Source organism: Campylobacter sp. IFREMER_LSEM_CL2194 (assembly GCF_025771685.1).
GTDB lineage: Bacteria > Campylobacterota > Campylobacteria > Campylobacterales > Campylobacteraceae > Campylobacter_D.
In genome coordinates this window covers 68,039-89,115 of record NZ_JAKMQS010000008.1, presented here as the reverse complement: position 1 = coordinate 89,115, position 21,077 = coordinate 68,039, and the positions used below count along the sequence as shown (strand labels likewise).

The window sequence follows — 21,077 nt, the reverse complement described above, 5'->3', positions numbered from 1 at the left end:
GTGTTTTTTAGTCAGCTTGGTTATTGACTGTAGGTGAATTTTTAATTATTTATTTTTTTATTAGTTTATAAATTTTAGTTTTATATGCTATTTAGTTATATTGTGAAAATTTCTAATTAGTTAGTATTGATTAGATTAGATAGGGTATTTATTGTTATTTTTTATTATTTTATAAAATTTAGTTTTATATGCTGTTTTTGCTATTTATTAGTTATTCTATTTTATTTTTGAATTTTTATGGTTTTATGGGTTGTTTCTTATGGCTTAGATTTGTGTGGTTGGTTATTGAATTGTTATTTGGTGGGTTGGGGGGGGGGTTTTTTTTTGATGAGATTAAAATGAAAAGTTTTGATATAATAAAACTATTATAAGGATGTATGATGTTAGATAATAAGTATGATGATAATATTTTTTTTGATAAATATGCCTTAATGCTAAGATCTAAAGTAGGATTGGATGGTGCTGGTGAATGGGAAGATTTTAAAACATGTTTACCAAGTTTAAAAGATAAAGTTATATTAGACTTAGGTTGTGGATATGGATGGCATAGTATTTATGCTTTAGAAAATGGGGCTAAAAAAGTTTTTGCTATTGATTTATCTTTAAAAATGTTAGGTAAAGCTAAGACTAAAACAAGTAAATATAAAAATAAAATATCCTTTTATAGAGGTTCTTGCGAAGAAATAGATAAAATCACTGACTTACAAAATATGAAATTTGATATAGTTATTAGTTCTTTAGTTTTTCATTATATAAAGGATTATGAAAAATTAATTTTTAATATTTCAAATCTTCTTAATAAAAATGGTAGTTTGGTTTTTAGTGTTGAGCATCCTGTTTTTACCGCAAATATTTCCCAAGATTTTATATATGATAATAATGGAGATATTCAATATTTTCCTATTAAAAATTATTTTTATGAAAATAAAAATAAATATAATTTTTTAGGCGAGGGTGTGGTTAAATATCACCGTACCTTAACAAGTTATATTTCTCCCTTATTGCAAAATAATTTTAAAATAACCAATATTATTGAGCCAAAGCCTTCTAATAAAATTATCAATCTTTTTCCTGAATTCAAAAATGAATTTAAAAAAGAATGGCATAGGCCAATGATGTTGATAGTATCTTGCATGAAAGAGTAGTTTGAACTTAGTTGCAGATAAATTAAGATTTTTTTTAAAAAATAATAATGTATTTTTAAGTGGTGGCGCAGGTGTTGGTAAGTCTTTTTTAACTATGGAACTTATAAAATCTTATAGAGTTCAAGGAAAAATTGTTATTGTATTGGGCTCTACTGCTCTTAGTGCTTTTAATATAGGTGGGGTTACTTTACATAGTTTTTTTGCTTTTAAAAGATGTCAGAATTATGATGAGTTATATTATGAAGATAGAAAGCAAAAAGATAAACTAGAAAAATTAAAGAGAATTTTAAAACAATGTGATTTATTGGTTATTGATGAAATTTCTATGGTAAGTGCTTCGTTGATGGAAATGATTTATTATAGATTATCAAGAAGTGGTTTTAATGGTAAAATTTTATTAGTTGGAGATTTTTTTCAACTTCCACCCGTGGTTAAACATAAAGAAAATCAAATTCAAAGTACTTTATTTCAAAATACTTTATATGCTTTTTCTTCGCAAGCTTGGAGTGATCTTAAATTTATTAATTTAAAACTTAGTATTACAAAAAGAACTTTAGATAAACAATTTTACGAATATTTGTTTTTTCTTAGAATGGGTGAAGCAAATAAAGAAATATTGAATTTCTTTAAAAAAATGTTAATTAGTTCAAAAAAATTACTTGAGTATATGGATGAGTATACTTTATTATGCGCTACCAATAAAAAGACTAATCGTATTAATACTGAAAAATTAAATCTTTTACAAGGTAAAGAAAGTATATTTAAAGCAAAAGCTGAAAAACTAGATTGTACCTTAGATGATAAAACTTGCGAGCAGTGGATTAATGGACTTAATTCTTTGAGTGAGTTAAAATTAAAAATAGGTGCTAAGATTATTTTTTGTGTGAATAATAAAGAAGAAAATTATTACAATGGGGAGCAAGGTGTTGTTTTAGATTTTATAAAAGATAAAGAGCAAGAATATATTCTGATAGAAAAAAATAATGGTGAAAGATTGAAATTAAAACCATATGAATATACCTTAGAAGAGTATGAGTTAGATAAAGATGAAAAACTAGAAGTTAAGATAAAAGCTAAATTTGTTCAGTTTCCTATAAAATTAGCTTATGCTATAACAATCCATAAATCTCAAGGCATGAGTATAGATAAATTAATATGTGATATTGATGGAATTTTTGAAAAAGGACAATTATATGTATGTTTATCAAGAGCCATTAATCCAAGTAATTTAAAAATAATATATAATTATAAAATGCCTTTTGAGGATTATTTTTTAAAAATTTTAAAATTTGATAAAGAGGTAAAGCGATTTTATCTGCAAGAAAAGTTTATAAATTTAGAAGAAGATAGGGAGTGATTATGAGATGGGTAGTAATTTTATTTTTTTCTTTTTGTAGTATTTATGCTAATTCTTTGAGTATAGAAGATTTTAGAACGGATTTGTATTCAAAAGCTGGAAATAATACTTTAAAAAAGATTGAAATGACTTTAGATTTTGAGGGAGAAAATTTAGAACAAAAGAAAATTACAGACGCATTAAATACTATTGTATCTAGTTATTTTTATGAAGATTTGTTTACAGAAGTGGGCAAAAACAACTTCAAAGAAACTTTGCTTAAATTTAGCAATAAAAAATACAAAACCCAAATAAAAAACATTTATATTTTAAAAATTAACTCAGTGGCTCAATTTGATATAGAAGAACTGAAGCGTTTTGTAAAAGATTTAGAAAAAAAGGAAGAAGATTTAAAAGAAACTGCTAAGCAAGAAGAAATTCAAAATATCCTTACAGTTGCTAAAACTTCAGATCAAAATAATACCCAGCCAAAAGATATAAATGCTACTCAAGCAAACAGTATCAAAGATAGTAATATAAGTTTTAATCAAGATGTTAATACAAGCAAAGAAGCTATGGATATGATTTTAAAAACTATGGAAAATGCTCAAATGCAAATGTTAGCACCAAGCAAAGAACAAGATTTGTTTAAAGAGATACCATTTTGATTAATGGATTATATCAAAATGGCTTGGAATTTTTGGTATAAAAATATTATCGTTGATGTTTTGATCAAATTTTTGGTTGTAAAAATAAAGACTGACTAAATTTCCCAATTCATCTTTATAAGAAATACTGTTAAGGCTACCGTTTTCTAGTTTGATATTATATATGATATTTTCGTATTTTGCTTCATAGCTTTCGTGAGATATTAATTTCGCATTTTTAAAAATTGCTTGAAGATTTGGTAAATTTTGTAATTGAGTATAAATGGCTTGTTCTAATTCAGGTTCTATGATAACAACTTCTTTGTTGTTGATATAAATTTGCTTTTTATTCGGCTTAGTATAATTCCAAAAGGCTTTATTTTGAGTGATGATAAAATTTCCTTTATAATTTAGCGAAGAATTATTACTTTGCACTTTTTGTTCAAAATCACTGCTAAAATTTTTAAAATTTATATCAAAAGCAAAAATATTATAAGCAAATATCATTAAAAATACAAAATATTTCATAATTATCCTTTAAAAATTTTACAAATTATATAAAATTTATGCAAATAAATTTTATATAGTTCTAATTAAAATCAAGGTATAATCTAGCATATATTTTTGTAATTAAAGGTAAAAAAATGTTTTCTAGTGTATTTAAAGCAATATTTGGCACAAAAAACGATCGAGAAGTAAAAAAATATTTAAAGAGAGTTGCGCAAATTAATGCTTTAGAGTCAAAATACCAAAATTTAAGTGATGATGAATTAAAACAAAATTTTATAGATTTTAAAACACAAATTCAAAAAGAAGAAAAAACTTTAGACCAAATACTAAATGATGTTTTTGCAATAGTTAGAGAAGTAGGAAAAAGAACGCTTAATATGCGTCATTTTGATGTGCAATTAATCGGTGGTATGGTTTTACATGAGGGAAAAATCGCTGAAATGAAAACCGGGGAAGGTAAAACCTTGGTTGCAACTTTACCTGTTGTATTAAATGCTATGAGCGGTAAGGGTGTGCACGTAGTTACTGTAAATGATTATTTAGCCAAAAGAGATGCAGAGCAAATGAGTGCTATTTATAATTTTTTAGGTTTTAGTGTAGGTGTGATACTTTCAGAGCAAAATAGCGATGAAGCACATAAAAAAGCTTATGAGTGTGATATAACTTATGGTACAAATAATGAATTTGGCTTTGATTATTTGCGTGATAATATGAAATTTTCAAAGCTTGAAAAAGTACAAAGAGAGCATAATTTTGTTATAGTTGATGAAGTAGATAGTATTTTAATAGATGAAGCAAGAACTCCACTTATAATAAGCGGACCTACAAATAGAACTTTAGATGGTTATATTAAAGCAAATGAAGTAGCAAAACAAATGCAAAAAGGTCAAGCAGCGGCTACTCCTCAAGAATTACCAAGTGGAGATTTTGTTGTTGATGAGAAAAATAGAACTATCATGATTACAGAGGCTGGAATTTCTAAGGCAGAAAAATTATTTGGAGTAGAAAATTTATATAGTTTAGATAATGCAATATTAGCTCATCAGCTTGATCAGGCTTTAAAAGCACATAATTTATTCGAAAAAGATGTACATTATGTATTAAGAGATAAAGAAGTTGTAATTGTTGATGAATTTACAGGAAGGCTAAGTGAAGGAAGACGCTTTAGTGATGGTTTACACCAAGCATTAGAGGCTAAAGAAGGGGTAAAAATTCAGGAAGAAAGTCAAACTTTAGCAGATATTACTTTCCAAAATTATTTTAGAATGTATAAAAAGTTAGCAGGCATGACAGGTACTGCACAAACTGAGGCAACAGAATTTTCTCAAATATATAATTTAGATGTAGTTTCTATACCTACAAATATACCGGTTGCAAGAATAGATAAAGATGATTTGATTTATAAAACTCAAGAAGAAAAATTTAAAGCAGTTATTGAAGAGATAAAAAAAGCAAATGCAAAGGGTCAGCCAGTTTTAGTGGGAACTGCAAGTATTGAAAGAAGTGAAGTATTTCATAATATGCTTGTAAAAGAACGCATTCCTCATCATGTGCTTAATGCTAAAAATCACGAGCAAGAAGCTTTGATTATCCAAGATGCGGGTAAAAAAGGTGCAGTGACTATAGCTACTAATATGGCAGGTCGTGGGGTTGATATAAAAATAGATGATGAAATAAGAGCTTTAGGAGGGCTTTATATTATAGGAACTGAGCGCCATGAAAGTAGAAGAATAGATAATCAACTTCGTGGTCGTGCAGGGCGTCAAGGTGATCCTGGTGTAAGTAGATTTTATTTAAGTTTAGAGGATAATCTTTTGAGAATTTTTGGCGGTGATCGCATTAAAAATATCATGGAAAGATTGGGTATAGAAGAGGGTGAGCATATAGAAAGTCGCATTGTTACAAGAGCTGTAGAAAATGCTCAAAAAAAAGTTGAAAGTTTACATTTTGAAAGTAGAAAACATTTGCTTGAATATGATGATGTGGCTAATGAGCAAAGAAAGACTATCTATAATTATAGAAATGAATTACTAGATGAAGAATTTGATTTGCAAGATAAAATTTTAAAAAATATTGTTGAATATAGCAATCATTTGGTAAGTCAAATTTATCTAAATGCAGAGCTTGAAGATGATGTTAAGCATTTTGAAAGCTTAAAGCAAAAAGTAAGTTATGAGTGCAACCTTGAGCTTAGCGAAGCTGATTTTAAAGATTTGGGTGTAATTGAAGTAGAAAATAAATTAAGTGAAATTTTAGAAAAAGCTTACAAAGATAAAATGAGTATTATTGAAGATAAAGAAGCTAGAAGAATTGAAAGAATTTTATATCTTCAAATTTTAGATAATCTATGGAGAGAACATTTATACCAAATGGATATTTTAAAAACTGGTATAGGTTTAAGAAGTTATAACCAAAAAGATCCTTTGGTGGAATATAAAAAAGAAAGTTATAATCTTTTCATGGAGCTTGTTGAGCGTGTTAAATTTGATAGTTTAAAATTACTATTTAATGTAGTTTTTACTCAAAAAGAAGCACAAAATTTTGAAGAAAAAAGCTACGAGCAAAACGAGCAGTTTTTAGCTAGTACTACAGAAAGTGGTGTTGATGAAAATGGTGAAGCACAAATTACTAAAGTACCTAGAAATTCACCTTGCCCTTGTGGTAGTGGTAAAAAATATAAAGAATGCCATGGTAAAAGTGGTCCTAAAAAAGGTATTTTAGCTTAAGGTTTGAGATGAATTTAGTTATAGTTGAAGATGATATAAATATGAGAAAATCACTCGAAATAGCTTTGGGTGAATATGAAGAATTTACTATAAAATCCTATAAATCAGCAACTGAAGCTTTAAAAAAACTAAACGATGATGTTGATTTGATTATTACAGATATTAATATGCCAGGTATGGATGGTATTGAATTTGTGCAAGCTTGTGAGAATAAATATGATTTTATTATTATTACAGGTAATGCAACACTAAATCGTGCTATAGAGGCAGTAAGGCTTGGGGTAAAAGACTTTCTAGTAAAACCATTTGATATTAATACTTTAGTAACTGCGATAAAACGCGCAAAAATAATTCAAGAAAAGACTTCTAAAAAAACAAATAAAAAGACTATCAAAAAAGAAGAAAATCAAGATTTTTATGGCACTTCTAAGGCTTTGGAAAATTGTTTAAAATTAGCTACAAAAGCTGCTAAAACAGATGCAAGTGTGCTTTTTTTTGGAGAAAGTGGGGTAGGTAAAGAAGTTTTTGCAAATTTTGTGCATAAAAATTCAAAAAGAGCACAAAAGCCTTTTGTAGCAATTAATATGGCAGCAATTCCATCAAATTTGATAGAAAGTGAGCTTTTTGGTTTTGAAAAAGGTGCATTTACTGATGCTAATACTACTAAAATAGGATTATTTGAGCTTGCTAATGAAGGCACTTTATTTTTAGATGAAATAGGTGAAATGCCTTATGAAATTCAAGCAAAATTATTAAGAGCCTTGCAAGAAAAAGAAATTACAAGATTAGGAAGTACTAAAGGTATAAAGATTGATGTAAGAATTATCAGTGCAACTAATGCTCATATAGAAAAAAAGATTGCAGATAATGAGTTTAGACAAGATTTATATTATAGACTTAATACTATTCCTATTAATATACCACCGTTAAGAGAGCGTCAAGAAGAAATTTTGCAAATTGCACAAAAGGTCTTGCTTGATACGTGTAAAGAATATGATTTTAATGAGAAAACTTTAAGCCAAGAAGCACAAGATGCTTTACTAGCTTATGATTTTCCAGGTAATATTAGAGAATTGATTTCTATTATACAAAGAGCTTGTATTTTAAGTGAAAATGATGAGATTAGTGCTCAAGATTTATTTTTAGAAAGTAGAAAAAGTAAAGATATTAAAAATCTTGAAAAAGAATTGATTTTAGAAGCTTTAAAAAATTCACAAGATATTACAGAAGCAGCTAAGCTTATAGGGATGAGTGAGAAAATTTTTAGCGAAAAAATGAAAAAATATAATATTACTTAAAAAGGACGGACAATGAAAAAAATAGCTATTGTAGGTGCAACAGGAGCAGTTGGTGAAGAACTTTTAAATGTCTTAGACGAGCTTGATTTCCCAGTTGAAAGTATTTTACCATTAGCAAGTGCAAAAAGCGCAGGTAGTGAAGTAGAATTTAGAGGTAAAAGCTATAAAGTAAAAGAATTAACTCCAAGTGTTTTTAAAGAAAATCCTGTAGATATTGCTTTTTTTAGTGCTGGAGGAAATATAAGTGCTGAGTATGCAAAATACGCAGTAGAATGTGGTGCTGTGGTAATTGATAATACAAGTCATTTTAGAATGGATGAGAATGTTCCTTTGGTGGTTCCTGAGTGCAATAGTCAAGATATTAAAGATTGGGAAAAAACAGGGATTATTGCTAATCCAAATTGCTCTACCATACAAATGGTACATGTTTTAAAACCACTTGATAATGCATTTAATCTAAAAAGAGTAGATGTAAGTACTTATCAAGCAGCAAGTGGCGCAGGTAAAGAAGGTATGGAAGAACTAGTTCAAGGAATGCAAAGTTTTTTTGCTTTTAAATTAGATGAATTTGAAGCAAAAACTTTTCCATATACTTTGGCTTTAAATTTGATTCCTCAAATTGATGTTTTTAGCGACAATGGCTACACCAAAGAAGAATTAAAAATGGTGAATGAAACGCAAAAAATATTGCATAAAAAACTTGAAATTTCAGCAACTTGTGTAAGAGTTCCTGTACTTAGAAGTCATAGTGAAGCCATTACTATGCATTTTGAAAAAGATGTTGATGTTGCTAAAGTTAAAGAGATACTTTCTAAGGCACCAAGTGTTGTTGTGATTGATGATGTAGAAAATAAAAAATACCCTATGCCTCTTTTTACAAGTGACACTAACGAAACTTATGTAGGAAGAATTAGACGTGATATTAATCACAAAAACATTTTACATTTATGGTGCGTGGCTGATCAAATTCGTGTAGGAGCTGCTACAAATGCAGTGCGTATTGCGCAAAAATGGCTAGAATTGGTTTAAAAAGGAGAAAAATGCTAGAAAGATTTTTTGAGAATTTATTAGTTAAAAGTCGTTTGGTTACTATTTTACCTGTGATTTTTGGTTTAATAGGGGCTTTTGTTTTATTTTTTATCGCAAGTTATGATGTGATTAAAGTTTTAAAATATGTATTTGAATACTTTATGTTGCCAAATTCTACGGTAGATTTGCATGAAGATATTGTTGGTTTGATTATAGGAGCTGTGGATTTGTATTTGATGGCTTTGGTTTTATTTATTTTTTCTTTTGGAATTTATGAGCTTTTTATTAGCGAAATAGAGGATTTTAAACAAACAAAGCAGTCAAAAGTTTTAGAAGTGCATAGTTTGGATCAGCTAAAAGATAAGCTTGCAAAAGTAATTATCATGGTTTTAGTTGTAAATTTTTTTCAAAGAATTTTACAAATGCAACTTAATACAGTTTTGGATATGACTTATTTAGCAGGTTCTATTTTGGCTCTTTGTGTGGGGCTTTATTTCTTACATAAAAGCGATCATTAATAAGGAATAAAAATGATTTTTATTGATGCGTGTTTTAAAAAATCAACTCCTTATACTCCGGTTTGGATGATGCGTCAAGCAGGAAGATATCTGCCTGAGTACATGGAAGTTAGAGCAAGTGCTGGGGATTTTTTATCACTTTGCAAGGACTATAAAAAAGCAAGTGAAGTTACTTTGCAACCTGTGGATATTTTGGGCGTTGATGCAGCTATTATTTTTTCAGATATTTTAGTAGTGCCTTTAGAAATGGGTATGGATTTAAAATTTGAAAAAGGCGAAGGGCCGGTATTTTCAAATCCCATTAAAACTAAGGAAGATTTGGAGAGATTAGATGTTGAAAAAAGTATTAAAAATCTTTCTTATGTTTATGATGCACTAGCGCTTACTAGAGAAAAACTTGCGCATGATAAAGCTTTGATTGGTTTTTGTGGAAGTCCTTGGACTATTGTTACTTATATGATAGAGGGTGGTGGTAGTAAAAATTATGCAAAATGCAAAAAATTAGTTTATCAAAATCCTGAATTTTTACATCAAATTTTATCTAAACTTACTTTAGCTTTAAAGCATTATATTCAAGAACAAATTAAAGCAGGAGCTAATGCTATACAGATATTTGATAGTTGGGCAAGTGCTTTAGAAAAAGAGATGTTTTTTGAATTTTCTTTTAAATATATGCTTGAAATTGCTGATTTTATCAAAGAAAAATATCCGCATATTCCCGTGATTTTATTTCCTAAAGGTGTTAGTGGATTTTTGGATGGTATAAATGGAAATTTTGATGTTTTTGGTGTAGATTGGAGTACGCCTTTAGAATTGGCAAAAGAAAAATTAGGCGCTAAGTATACTTTACAGGGTAATATGGAGCCTTGTAGATTGTATGATAAAAAGGCGATTGAAGTAGGAGTGGATAAAATTTTAAATATCATGCAAGATGGTGCGCATATTTTTAACCTTGGACATGGTATTTTACCTGATATTCCTGTTGAAAATGCTAAATATTTTATCAAGCTAGTTCAAGAGAAATCTAAAAAGTGAATAAAATTACCTTTGGTCCCATAAGCTCAAGAAGATTTGGGCTTTCTTTAGGGATTGATTTAAGTCCAAATCAAAAGCAGTGCAATTTCGATTGTGTATATTGTGAGTTACAAGCTGCAAAACCCGTGGAAAAATCTTTAGTATATCCAAAAATTCAGGACATCTTAGAACAAGTAAAACAATCTTTAGCTAGTGATGTGAAATTCGATTTTCTTACATTAACTGCAAATGGTGAACCTAGTCTGTATCCTTATTTAAAAGAATTAGTTTGCGAGTTAAATAAAATAAAACAAGATAAAAAACTTTTGATTTTAAGTAATGGTAGTGGTGTGTTAAATCCAAATGCATTCAATGCTTTATTGGATATTGATGTGGTTAAATTTAGTCTTGATAGTGCTAAAGAAAAAACATTTTATAGAATAGATAAAGCTCTAAAACAAATTAAACTTGAAGCAATGATTGATAAAATGATTACTTTTAGGGAAAAATTTCTAGGTGAGCTTGTTATGGAAGTTTTAGTTGTACAAGGTTTAAATGACAATAAAGAAGAAATGTTAGCTTTAAATGAGGTATTTGATAAAATAAAGCCATTAAGAGTAGATTTCAGCACTATTGATAGACCTCCAGCTTATCCTGTTAAAGGTGTATCTATGGAAAAATTAGAAGAATTAAGTATGTATATTAATAGCGCCCCTGTTGTGCTTGCTAAGCATTATTATAAAGGTGAAAAAATTGATTTTAATACTCAAGAGCTTTTAAAAATGTTGCAACTTAGAGCTCAAAGTGAATTTGATGTTGAAAATAAATTTAGTCAATATAGTAAAGATATATTAGAAAAGTTACTTAAGGAGCAAGAAATTATTGTAAAAAATCTAGCTGGAGTGAAATTTTATAAAAAAATATAATTTTTTGTGAAAAACTCTTGACAAGAGTATTTTTTTCTTATATAATACCATTTCTTATTTATTGATGTTCCGGATTAGCTCAGCGGTAGAGTAGTCGGCTGTTAACCGATTGGTCGTAGGTTCGAATCCTACATCCGGAGCCACTTCTTTTTAAATTATAATCCTGATTTTTATAAGTGTTAAGTGAATTATATGATTTTATATAACTAGTATTTTCGTAACGAAAATACTAGTTTTTGATATCAAAAGTAAAGAATTTGCTTTCGAAGTTATTGCCTACTTTTTCATACTGAAACATAGCAGGTTCTAGGTTTTGCACTTCATGGTATAAAAGTCCTAAAGCAAGCCTTGCTTCTAAGGTTTCTTCGTTTTCTAATCTTGCAAGTTCAAGCAAAGCAATGGCTGAGTTTGGATTGTTTGAACCTATTGCTGCAACTGCGGCTAAAAATAAAGTTTGAGCATCTTTAATTTTGTAATCATCTATTAAAATATTATAAAGTGTATATGCTTCTTGGTATTCTTTTGCAAATATATCTACATAAGCTAGAGCAAAGATTAATCCAATGGAATTTTTATTACTCATGGCTAATCTTTTTTTAATATCATTTCTAACATGATTAAGCAAGCCTGTTATTTGCATAAGCGTTACATAGCTATCTTTAACTATCCCAGCTCCTCCAAATAAAGAATTATAATCAAGTTTGGTATTTAAAAAATACATTTGAGCTTGTTTGGCGTATTCTTTGATATTTAAGTTCATATTTTTGGAGTTAAAATATAAAATATTGCTAATAATATCCTCACTTAATAAATCTTTTAATTCTTTTATTTTTTGGTTTCTTAGGGTTTCAAGATTATTGCCATTTGCAGCTATAATAGCAAATATTAACTCCAAAGGTGTGTTATTAGTATTTGAAAGATTATCTAGGTAAGGAATAGTAGCAGTAAAGTCATTTTTAGCTAAATATAGTAAATATTTATATATATTGTTGTTTTGATCAATGGTATTATCTGCTTGGAGATTTTCTAAAAGTTCATTAGCAAGTTTTGTATAATCTTTCTTTGCTAGATCCATACAATATATGCCAAAAATTCCTGCAATATAATTTTTAGGATTTAAATGATATGCGGTTGAAAAGTGCTTGTAAGCATTGTTATAATCTTGTAATTGTGCGTAAGTTAGGGCAAGATTATAATGAATTACATCATGAGCATGATAAATTTCACTTAAGTTTTTAAATTCTTGATTAGCTTCTCTTAGATGAAAATTAAAAGCTAAGTTAATAGCATGAGATAATTCTATATTAACCCCTGACAAAGCCTTACTTTTAACAAGTAATTCATTTTCGTACTCATATCCTTGTATAAAATTTCCCAAATCAGCCTTTGTAATAAGCTCCATGCTTTGTTTAACATCAAAAACACGATATGGTGAAAAGTAAAACAGTAAATCATATATTTGTTGTTTTCCAGTAATCAATCTCTTGGCAAAATTTTGTTGGGCAATATCAATATTTGAAAAATTTCTTTTTAATCTTGTTTTGATATTATAGTATTTTGAACCTATATCTTTATCTTTGATGTAAAGAGCTTTTAAAATTTGCGCACCACTTTCAAATTGACCAGTTTTTAATTCAACTAAGGCTAAAGCAACCTTGCTTCTAGCTTCATGTTCTCCTATCTTTGAGGCTTTTTCAAGATATTCTTTAGCTTTTTGATAGTCTCCTGATTTTGCATATAATAAGCCTAAGGGTAAGCTTGCTTCGTAATCTTCTTGTTTTTGTAAAAAATCAATGGCGTTTTTTTCTGATTTTAATAAAGCATAAACTTTTGCTCCAAGATAATAAGATTCACCTTGATAACCATTGATGTTGTTTGAGCGCATAAACATTTGCAAAGCTTCAGGGTAAAATCCTTGATAATAATTAATTAAACCTAGATAATAATCATACAAAGATGATTTGGAATCTTGTGGTAAATGCACTCTTGCTAAGTCAAGATAATAATTAAATTTTTCTTTATTACCAAGATTAAAATAGCACACAGCAGTGTTTATGGCAGCAGCCACTTTGTGCTCTTCTAATTCTAAAGATTGCTTGAAATTTTCAATTGCGCTAGCATAATCTTTTTGTTTCATTTGAGCTACGCCAAGATTATAACTAGATAGGGATTGATTAAAAATGTTAATGTTATTGTAAAGTTCTAAAGCACTTTCTACATCACCTTTTTCATATAATAAATTTGCTTTTTGTACTACAAGATCTAATGCTGATTGTTTTACTTTAGTGATGCTTGAGCTAGTATTATCATCTAAGACTTGAGTATTTAAAATAGCTTGTTTATCTTCTTTGAAAACTATGAGTAAAATTAAAACTACAAGCAATATTAGAGCAAGAGCTCCAAGTGCAGAAATTAAAATAATAAATTTTTTATCAAAAAGCTTTTTTTTCTCTTCAGGTTGCGGTGCTTGAGGTTCTTCTTCCACTCTTTGAAAGGTACTTTCTTCCTCCTCTAATTCAGGAGGTATCATGCCAGGAGGGATAGCTTGTTCTTCTACTCCTGGATTTTCATCTAACTCAGAGAAAGCTTTTTCTTGGTTGTCTTGTTCTTTAAGTGTTACTTCTTCGGCCATGTTTTCTCTTAAAAGTATTTTCTTAACACATCAGGAATTCTTATATTTCCATCTTTTTCTTGATAGTTTTCCATAATAGCTACCAAGGTTCTTCCAACAGCCAGCGAAGAGCCATTAAGTGTATGCACTAATTCGTTTTTGCCTTTATCGTTTTTAAAGCGAATTTTTGCACGTCTTGCTTGAAAATCTTTACAATTAGATACAGAGCTAATTTCACGGTATTTATTTTGAGATGGAAGCCAAACTTCTAAATCCACTGTTTTTGCAGCTGAAAAACCTAAATCTCCAGTACAAAGCATCAAATGTCTGTGTGCTAGACCTAAAGAGCTTAGCAAATCACTAGCACAATTTAGCATTTCTTCAAACATTAGCTCGCTTTGATCAGGCTTGCATATACTAACAAGCTCTACTTTTTCAAATTGATGTTGTCTTATAATGCCTCTTGTGTCTCTACCTGCACTTCCTGCTTCTTGTCTAAAACAAGCGCTATAGCAAGTCATTTTTAAAGGTAATTCTTCTTGAGTTAAAATTTCATTAGAATAAAGATTGGTTACAGGAATTTCAGAAGTTGAAATGAGGTATAAATCATCATTTTCTACCTTATACATATCATCTTTAAATTTAGGAAGTTGTCCAGTACCATACATGGTCGCACTATTTACTAAAAATGGCACATTAACTAACTCAAAACCTCTACTTCTATTAAAATCTATCATATAATTTACTAAGGCTCTACTTAGTAAAGCTCCTTCATTTTTAAGTACACAAAAGCGACTTTGCGAGATTTTAACTCCTCTTGTAAAATCAAGCCAATTTAATTTTTCTCCTAAATCATGATGTTCTTTAATTTCAAAATCAAAACTAGGTGGGGTAAGAACTTTTTTTAATTCTACATTCTCATCCTCATCTTCCCCAAAAGGCACACAATCATCAGGGGTATTTGGTACTGCTAGAGCAATTTGCTCCAGTTTTTCTTCTAATTCATTAACGATTTTTGATTGAGTATTAATTTTTTCTTTATTTTGACTTAGTTGTGCTTTTAAGCTTTCTTTATCTTGTGCTGTTGCAAGTTCTTTGCTAAATTTGTTTTGAAAAGCTTGAAATTCTTCTAAAAGTGCTTTTTCTTTTTTTAAATTTATAAATAAATCACTCAATTCTTTGAGTAAATTTTCATCCACTTTTTTAGCTTTTAATTTTTGTGCAATTTCATCGAAATTATTTTGTAAAAGTTTTAAATCTAACATTCTAACTCCTTTTATAGTCCTATTTTAGCATAAATTTTTTCCATTGTTTCTTGGGCTTGTTTTTTTGCTTTACTTGCACCAAATTCTAAAATTTCCTCAATTTTTGAAGGATTAGCTAATAATTTTTCATATTCGTCCTTGGCTGAGGCAAAATACTCACTAATGATTTCATTTAAATACATTTTAAAATGCCCATAGCCTTCGCCACCTTTTTCATAACGGCTTTTTAAAGCTTCTTGCTCTGTTTTGTCTAAAAATAATTTTGCGATTTTAAATATATTGCAATTTTGCCAATCTTTTGGATCTTCTAAAGCTGTACTATCTGTAACAATGGAAGAAATTTGTTTTTTAATAGCTTTTGGTGTATTAAAAATATCGATTGTATTTTGATAAGATTTACTCATTTTGGCTCCATCAGTGCCAGGTACTACCGCAACTTCATCATTAACCTTAGCTTGAGGTAGAGTGAAAATTTCACCCCATTCATTATTTACTTTTAAGGCTATGTCTCTTGCTATTTCAACGTGTTGAATTTGATCTTTGCCTACAGGAACTATTTGAGCATTAAAAAGCAAAATATCTGCAGCCATTAAAACAGGGTAAGAAAAAAGTCCATGGTTGGCATTTAAACCTTTGGCGATTTTATCTTTATAGCTATGCGCTCTTTCTAAAAGTCCCATTGGGGTAAATTGAGAAAGAATCCAATAAAGTTCCATTACTTCTTTTACATCACTTTGCAACCAAAACACGCTTTTTTGCGGATCAATCCCTAAACTCAAAAAAGCTGCTGCAGCTTTGAGTGAATTTTGTCTGAGTTTTTCACCATCAAAACTTGAAGTCATAGCATGGTAATTTGCTATAAACATATACATTTGATTTTCTTCTTGCATATTTAGCATTTGTTTGATTGAGCCAAAATAATTGCCTATATGTAAATCTCCACTTGGTTGCAATCCTGTAATAACTCTCATTTTACCTCTTTTTTAATCTCTTTGATAAGTTCTTTAATACTTTTGTTTTCAATGTTAATTATAATATCTGCTTTTTTTTCATATTTTTTTGCCCTTTGATTAAAAAGAATTTTGGCATTATTTATATTTGCAAGTAAAGGCCTAGTGGCTAATTCTTCCTTGCTTAATCTTTGTAAAAGATAATCAAAGCTTGCTTTTAAATATATAATTGTCCCAATGTCTTTTAGTTTTTTTTGTTCTATGAAACCACCACCACTTGCAATAGAGCAATCTTGCACACAAGTTAAAAAAGAAACAAGTTTTTTCTCTTCTTTACGGAATTTTTTTTCACCATATGTTTTAAAAATTTCATCAATTTTAAGATTAAATTTTTCTTTGATTAAGCTATCCGTATCTAAAAATATTTTATCGTATTTTTTAGCATAAGCTCTTGCTATGGTTGTTTTACCACAGCCCATAAAGCCTACAAAAAGGAGATTATCCTTCTTGCTCATCTTTGCTACCTTTTTTTCTTGAAGCTAAAATCAAAGGAACACCTTCAAAATTAAATTGTTTTCTAATTTGATTTTGCAAATAGCGCTTATAGCTAAAATGTAAAGCTTTTGGTCTGTTCATGATTAGAGCTATTTTTGGAGGTGCTAAGTCATATTGAACCACATAATAAATTTTTACTAATTTACCATAATCATGTGGTAGCGGGTGGGCTCTTGTGGCTTCTTCTACCAAGGCATTTAATTTTGCAGTTGGAATTTTTTGTGTAAAATTGGCAAAAACTTCTAAAATTTTATCTAAAAGTACATGCACTCTTTTTCCGCTTAAAGCTGATACGCTTACAACGGGTGCATAAGCTAGAAATTTAAAACGATCTAGTTTTAATTCTTTTAAAGTTTTATCAAAATCAAGCTCGCTTTTATCCCATTTATTAAGCACAATAATCACACCTAGACAATGCTTGGCAGCAAGTCCTGCAATACGCTCATCAAGCTCGTTAAAACCCTCAGCCGCATCAAGCACTAAAAGTGCAATTTGAGCATTAGCTAGGGCATATTCGGTTCTATTTAGCGCATAACGCTCTAAGCCTTGTATTTTACCACGTTTTCTAATCCCTGCAGTATCTACAAACTCAATGATTTTATCTTTATGCATAATGCTTTCATTAACAGGATCAATCGTAGTGCCTGCTATATCGCTTACCACGCTACGCTCTTCTTTAACTAAAGCATTTAAAAGACTTGATTTTCCTACATTTACCCTGCCGATAATTCCTACTTTAATATGGTTTTCATTGATAGTTTTTAGCTTAAAATCTCCGCTATTTTCATCAAAATTTTCTAAATAGCTTTCAAAGTCTTCGTCTTCATCTGCATTTAAAAAACTTTCATTTAAAAACTTGCCAGCCCACATGCAAAGCTCATCAATGCCTATATTATGTGTAACAGAGATATTAAAAACTTCTTTCACGCCAAAATTAGAAAATTCCCAAGATCTTTCTTCATCCTTTTTATTATCCACCTTGTTAATTACTAAGGCTATAGGTTTGTTGAGTTTTTTCATTTCATAAAAAAAAGCTTTATCTTCATCATCGGGCAGAAATTTTCCATCCACCATATAAAAGATAATATCACTATTTTTAGCAGCTTTTAATGAATTTGCTTTGACATTTTTAAAAAGTTCATTGCTCTCATCAAGTCCACCACTATCTACCAATAAGGCTCTTTTACCATCAATTTCCACTTCTATTTTGTTGGTATCCCTTGTAGTCCCACTTATGTCACTGGTGATAGCTATGCGTTTTCTTGCAAGTCTATTAAAAAGACTTGATTTGCCAACATTTGGTTTTCCTATTAAAATAATACTTTGCATTAATACTCATTTTTAAATTTTTATTTGTGATTATATAAAAATTGCCTTAAAATTAAGCAAAAAAGACTAAAATAACGGGAATTTTTATATGGAATTTATATGTTAAGAATAGTTAAAAAAAATTTAGGTATATATTTTATGATTATTGCTTCCATAGAATTTGCACTTGTAGGCGCTTGTGCAAAAATTCTTAGTGAAGAATTATCATCGATTGAAATTATGTTTTTTAGAAATATCATAGGCACAGCTTTTATGCTTTATGCGCTTTCAAAATTAAATTTTCATAAAAGCGGCGGTCGTTTGGGTTTGCTTATTTTTAGAGGTGTTATAGGAACGATTGCCTTATATCTTTTCTTTTATAATGTTTCTAATATTTCTTTAGGTGGAGCTTTTGCTTTTCAAAAAACAGCACCGATTTTTATAGCTTTAATTGCTTTTTTATTTTTTAAAGAAAGCTTGGGATTAAAAGCTTGTTTTGGGATTTTGATTGCTTTTATAGGAGTATTGTTAATTTGTCAGCCTTTTGCAGATAGTACTATGCATTCAGGTTTTGATTTAAAAAATAGCATTTTGGGAATTTTAAGTGGTTTTTGTGCAGCCTTGGCACTAACTAGTGTAAGAGAGCTTAGAAAATCATATCCAGCACCTTTTATAGCTTTATCTTTTGTTTTAATTGGTACTTTAATGCCTTTAATGTCTATGATTATAGGTTCTTTTTATGAAATAAAAGAACTTGATTTTTTAATTGCTCCTTTTGTTATGCCTAGTTTTAAAGCTTGGATTTTTATTATTTTAATGGGTGTTTTTGGAGCAATGTATCAAATTCATGTTACCAAAGCTTATGGGGTGGCAAAAAAGGCAGGAGTTGTTGCTGGGGTTAGTTATATAGATGTAGTTTTTACTTTATTTTTGGGCATATTATTAGGAGATGAATTTCCTAGTTTGATGGTTTTTATAGGAATTTTTAGCATTATTATAGGAGGAATTATTTTGGTTAGTAAGCAAACAAAAGGAAATAAAAATGGAAAATAAAACAGATTTAATTTATGGTTTAGAAGATAAACCGCCTTTTGCTAAAGCTTTTTTTGCTGCTTTGGTGCATTTAATGGCTATGTTTGTGGCTGTAATTACACCCGCTTTATTAATTTGTAAGGGTCTTGGAATAGATGATACTAATACAGCTAGAATTATATGCATGTCACTTTTTGCTTCAGGTGTTGCTTCGCTTTTACAGATTAAAACTTGGGGTCCTATAGGGAGTGGACTTTTATCTATTCAAGGGACTAGTTTTAACTTTGTTGCGCCTATTATACTAGGTGGGCTTGTTTTAAAAAATAATGGTTTATCACAAGAAGCAATGCTTGGGGCTATTTTTGGCACTTTAATGCTTTGTTCTACCACTGAAATGATTATTTCTCAAATTTTACCTTTTATTAGAAGAGTGATTTCGCCTTTGGTTTCAGGTATAGTAGTGATGATTATAGGTCTTAGTTTGATTAATGTTGGTCTTGTGAGTGCAGGAGGTGGATTTGCGGCTAAGGCAAGTGGTGAGTTTGGTTCTTTACAAAATTTATTATTAGCCGGAGTTGTGATTTTTAGCATTATTGTTTTAAATCGCTTTAATAATGCATATATAAGAATTTCTTCTTTATTTATAGCTATGATAATAGGGCTTTTAGTGGCTATGACTTTTGAAAATTTTAGCTTTAATTTTAATGAAAATTTACCTTTAATGTTTTTACCCGATCCTTTGCACTATGGTTTGAGTATTGATTATAATCTCATTTTACCTTTGATTTTGGTTTTTATGGTAACTTCTTTAGAAACAATTGGTGATATTAGTGCTACTAGTGAAGTTTCAAATCAGCCGGTTAAAGGTGAACTTTATGCAAAAAGATTAAAAGGTGGAGTTTTGGCAAATGGTTTTAATTCTTTTGTTTCGGCCTTTTTTAATACTTTTCCAAACTCATGTTTTGGGCAAAATAATGGTGTCATAGCTTTAACAGGTGTTGCGAGTCGCTATGTAGGGTTTATTGTAGCTTTTATGTTAATGATTTTGGGTTTATTTCCTATTGTGGCTGATATTACTTTGCAAATTCCAGAACCTATTTTAGGTGGGGCAACTTTAGTGATGTTTGGTACTATAGCTGCAACGGGGGTTAGGATTATCTCTAAAGAAAATTTAAACCGTCGTTCTATTATCATTATAGCTATGAGTTTGGGTATAGGACTTGGAGTTTCTAATAATCCTGATATTTTAGAATTTATGCCAATGTGGTTTAAAACTTTATTTTCTTCAGGGATTGCAGCAGGTGGGATTACAGCTATTATTTTAAATTTTGTTTTTCCTCTTGAAGAAAATAATAAAAATAAAGTAAAATAATAAAAAATAAGGAAAAAATGATGAAAAAAATGATACTAATAGCAGGGCCTTGTGTGATAGAAAATGAAGAGCTTGTTTTTAAGGTTGCACAAGAGCTTGAATGCTTTTTAAAAGATGATAGAATTGATTTTTATTTTAAATCAAGTTTTGATAAAGCAAACAGAACTAGTATTAATAGTTTTAGAGGGCCAGGCATTGAAAAAGGCTTGGAAATTTTGCAAAAAGTGAAAGATAAATTTGGCATGCAAATTTTAACTGATATTCATGAGAGTTCTCAAGCAAGTATTGCGGCTGAGGTTGTAGATGTTTTACAAATTCCAGCCTTTTTATGCAGGCAAACTGATTTATTGGTGGCTGCTGCTAAAACAAAAGCTAAGGTAAATGTAAAAAAGGGGCAATTTTTAAACCCTGAAGACATTAAATACAGCGTAGCTAAAATTTTACAAACTAGAGGCATTAACGAAGAAGGTTTTGAAATAGCCAAAGAAAATGGGGTTTTTGTAGCTGAGAGAGGTTCGAGTTTTGGCTATGGAAATTTGGTCGTAGATATGAGAAGTTTGGTTATCATGAGAAAATATGCTCCAGTTATTTTTGATGCTACTCATAGTGTGCAAATGCCAGGAGCAAATGGTGGAAGTAGTGGAGGTAAAAGTGAATTTGTAGAGCCATTAGCAAGAGCTGCAGCTAGTGTGGGTGTAGATGGATTTTTCTTTGAAACGCACATTGATCCTTGCAAAGCTTTATGCGATGGACCAAATATGCTTGATCTTTCAAGACTTAAAAACTGCGTAAATACACTTTTAAAAATTCAAGAAATCATTTAAAAAAGGAAAAA

Annotated in this window: 18 protein-coding genes and 1 tRNA gene; 13 read left to right on the top strand and 6 right to left on the bottom strand. The window is 29.5% G+C overall.

What is annotated here, in order from left to right:
• The first annotated feature begins 380 nt into the window (after positions 1 to 380).
• Genes L8V79_RS05655 through L8V79_RS05645 form a run of 3 tightly spaced genes read left to right on the top strand, consistent with a single transcriptional unit; the run spans position 381 to position 3,149 of the window.
• Positions 381 to 1,145 (top strand): class I SAM-dependent methyltransferase, encoded by a 765-nt coding sequence (locus L8V79_RS05655; RefSeq protein ID WP_263702830.1) that lies wholly within the window; start codon positions 381 to 383, stop codon positions 1,143 to 1,145.
• Between the two features lies 1 nt (position 1,146).
• Positions 1,147 to 2,502 (top strand): ATP-dependent DNA helicase, encoded by a 1,356-nt coding sequence (locus tag L8V79_RS05650; RefSeq protein ID WP_263702829.1) that lies wholly within the window; start codon positions 1,147 to 1,149, stop codon positions 2,500 to 2,502.
• 2 nt (positions 2,503 to 2,504) lie between these two features.
• On the top strand, positions 2,505 to 3,149 hold the full coding sequence (locus tag L8V79_RS05645; RefSeq protein WP_263702828.1) for a flagellar basal body-associated FliL family protein: 645 nt from the start codon (positions 2,505 to 2,507) through the stop codon (positions 3,147 to 3,149).
• Here the strand turns inward: L8V79_RS05645 and lolA are convergent, their stop codons facing one another.
• Positions 3,150 to 3,656: a LolA-like outer membrane lipoprotein chaperone gene (lolA, locus tag L8V79_RS05640; RefSeq protein WP_263702827.1), complete on the bottom strand. Its 507-nt coding sequence runs from the start codon at positions 3,654 to 3,656 to the stop codon at positions 3,150 to 3,152.
• Between the two features lie 116 nt (positions 3,657 to 3,772).
• On the opposite strand from lolA, the gene secA reads away from it, so the two are divergent.
• The 7 genes from secA (at position 3,773) to L8V79_RS05605 (ending at position 11,292) form a co-directional block, all read left to right on the top strand.
• Positions 3,773 to 6,364, top strand: coding sequence for a preprotein translocase subunit SecA (secA, locus tag L8V79_RS05635; protein ID WP_263702826.1), 2,592 nt, complete (start codon positions 3,773 to 3,775; stop codon positions 6,362 to 6,364).
• Between the two features lie 8 nt (positions 6,365 to 6,372).
• Entirely contained in the window at positions 6,373 to 7,662 is a 1,290-nt protein-coding gene (locus tag L8V79_RS05630) for a sigma-54-dependent transcriptional regulator (RefSeq protein ID WP_263702825.1), read from the top strand.
• Between the two features lie 12 nt (positions 7,663 to 7,674).
• Positions 7,675 to 8,691 carry an aspartate-semialdehyde dehydrogenase gene (locus L8V79_RS05625; protein ID WP_263702823.1) on the top strand — a complete coding sequence of 339 codons (1,017 nt, stop codon included), beginning with the start codon at positions 7,675 to 7,677 and terminating at the stop codon, positions 8,689 to 8,691.
• An 11-nt stretch (positions 8,692 to 8,702) separates the two neighbouring features.
• Positions 8,703 to 9,209 (top strand): YqhA family protein, encoded by a 507-nt coding sequence (locus L8V79_RS05620; RefSeq protein WP_012661246.1) that lies wholly within the window; start codon positions 8,703 to 8,705, stop codon positions 9,207 to 9,209.
• 12 nt (positions 9,210 to 9,221) lie between these two features.
• The gene (hemE, locus tag L8V79_RS05615) at positions 9,222 to 10,244 is read left to right on the top strand and encodes a uroporphyrinogen decarboxylase (RefSeq protein ID WP_263702822.1); all 1,023 of its coding nucleotides are present in this window, start codon (positions 9,222 to 9,224) and stop codon (positions 10,242 to 10,244) included.
• A complete protein-coding gene (locus tag L8V79_RS05610) occupies positions 10,241 to 11,149 on the top strand; it encodes a radical SAM protein (protein WP_263702821.1) in 909 nt (302 codons plus the stop codon). Before hemE ends, L8V79_RS05610 begins: the two co-directional genes overlap by 4 nt.
• 68 nt (positions 11,150 to 11,217) lie before the next feature.
• Positions 11,218 to 11,292 (top strand) — tRNA-Asn (locus L8V79_RS05605).
• Positions 11,293 to 11,378: 86 nt separating this feature from the next.
• On the opposite strand, the gene L8V79_RS05600 is transcribed toward L8V79_RS05605, so the two are convergent.
• The 5 genes from L8V79_RS05600 to der are packed head-to-tail and all read right to left on the bottom strand — an operon-like array spanning position 11,379 to position 17,859.
• Positions 11,379 to 13,781: a tetratricopeptide repeat protein gene (locus L8V79_RS05600; RefSeq protein ID WP_263678842.1), complete on the bottom strand. Its 2,403-nt coding sequence runs from the start codon at positions 13,779 to 13,781 to the stop codon at positions 11,379 to 11,381.
• A gap of 8 nt (positions 13,782 to 13,789) precedes the next feature.
• Positions 13,790 to 15,025, bottom strand: coding sequence for a serine--tRNA ligase (serS, locus tag L8V79_RS05595; protein ID WP_263664014.1), 1,236 nt, complete (start codon positions 15,023 to 15,025; stop codon positions 13,790 to 13,792).
• Between the two features lie 11 nt (positions 15,026 to 15,036).
• Entirely contained in the window at positions 15,037 to 15,996 is a 960-nt protein-coding gene (trpS, locus tag L8V79_RS05590; protein ID WP_263702820.1) for a tryptophan--tRNA ligase, read from the bottom strand.
• The gene (locus tag L8V79_RS05585; protein ID WP_263702818.1) at positions 15,993 to 16,490 is read right to left on the bottom strand and encodes a shikimate kinase; all 498 of its coding nucleotides are present in this window, start codon (positions 16,488 to 16,490) and stop codon (positions 15,993 to 15,995) included. Before L8V79_RS05585 ends, trpS begins: the two co-directional genes overlap by 4 nt.
• Positions 16,474 to 17,859 (bottom strand): ribosome biogenesis GTPase Der, encoded by a 1,386-nt coding sequence (gene der, locus L8V79_RS05580; protein ID WP_263702816.1) that lies wholly within the window; start codon positions 17,857 to 17,859, stop codon positions 16,474 to 16,476. Before der ends, L8V79_RS05585 begins: the two co-directional genes overlap by 17 nt.
• 99 nt (positions 17,860 to 17,958) lie before the next feature.
• Between der and L8V79_RS05575 the strand changes: the two genes are divergently transcribed.
• From L8V79_RS05575 to kdsA, 3 genes are read left to right on the top strand one after another with little or no spacing between them, the layout of a single operon-like run.
• Positions 17,959 to 18,891 (top strand): DMT family transporter, encoded by a 933-nt coding sequence (locus L8V79_RS05575; protein WP_263678848.1) that lies wholly within the window; start codon positions 17,959 to 17,961, stop codon positions 18,889 to 18,891.
• Entirely contained in the window at positions 18,881 to 20,242 is a 1,362-nt protein-coding gene (locus tag L8V79_RS05570) for a uracil-xanthine permease family protein (RefSeq protein ID WP_263658722.1), read from the top strand. Before L8V79_RS05575 ends, L8V79_RS05570 begins: the two co-directional genes overlap by 11 nt.
• Positions 20,242 to 21,066, top strand: coding sequence for a 3-deoxy-8-phosphooctulonate synthase (gene kdsA / locus L8V79_RS05565; RefSeq protein WP_318529921.1), 825 nt, complete (start codon positions 20,242 to 20,244; stop codon positions 21,064 to 21,066). Before L8V79_RS05570 ends, kdsA begins: the two co-directional genes overlap by 1 nt.
• The last annotated feature ends 11 nt before the right edge of the window (positions 21,067 to 21,077 follow it).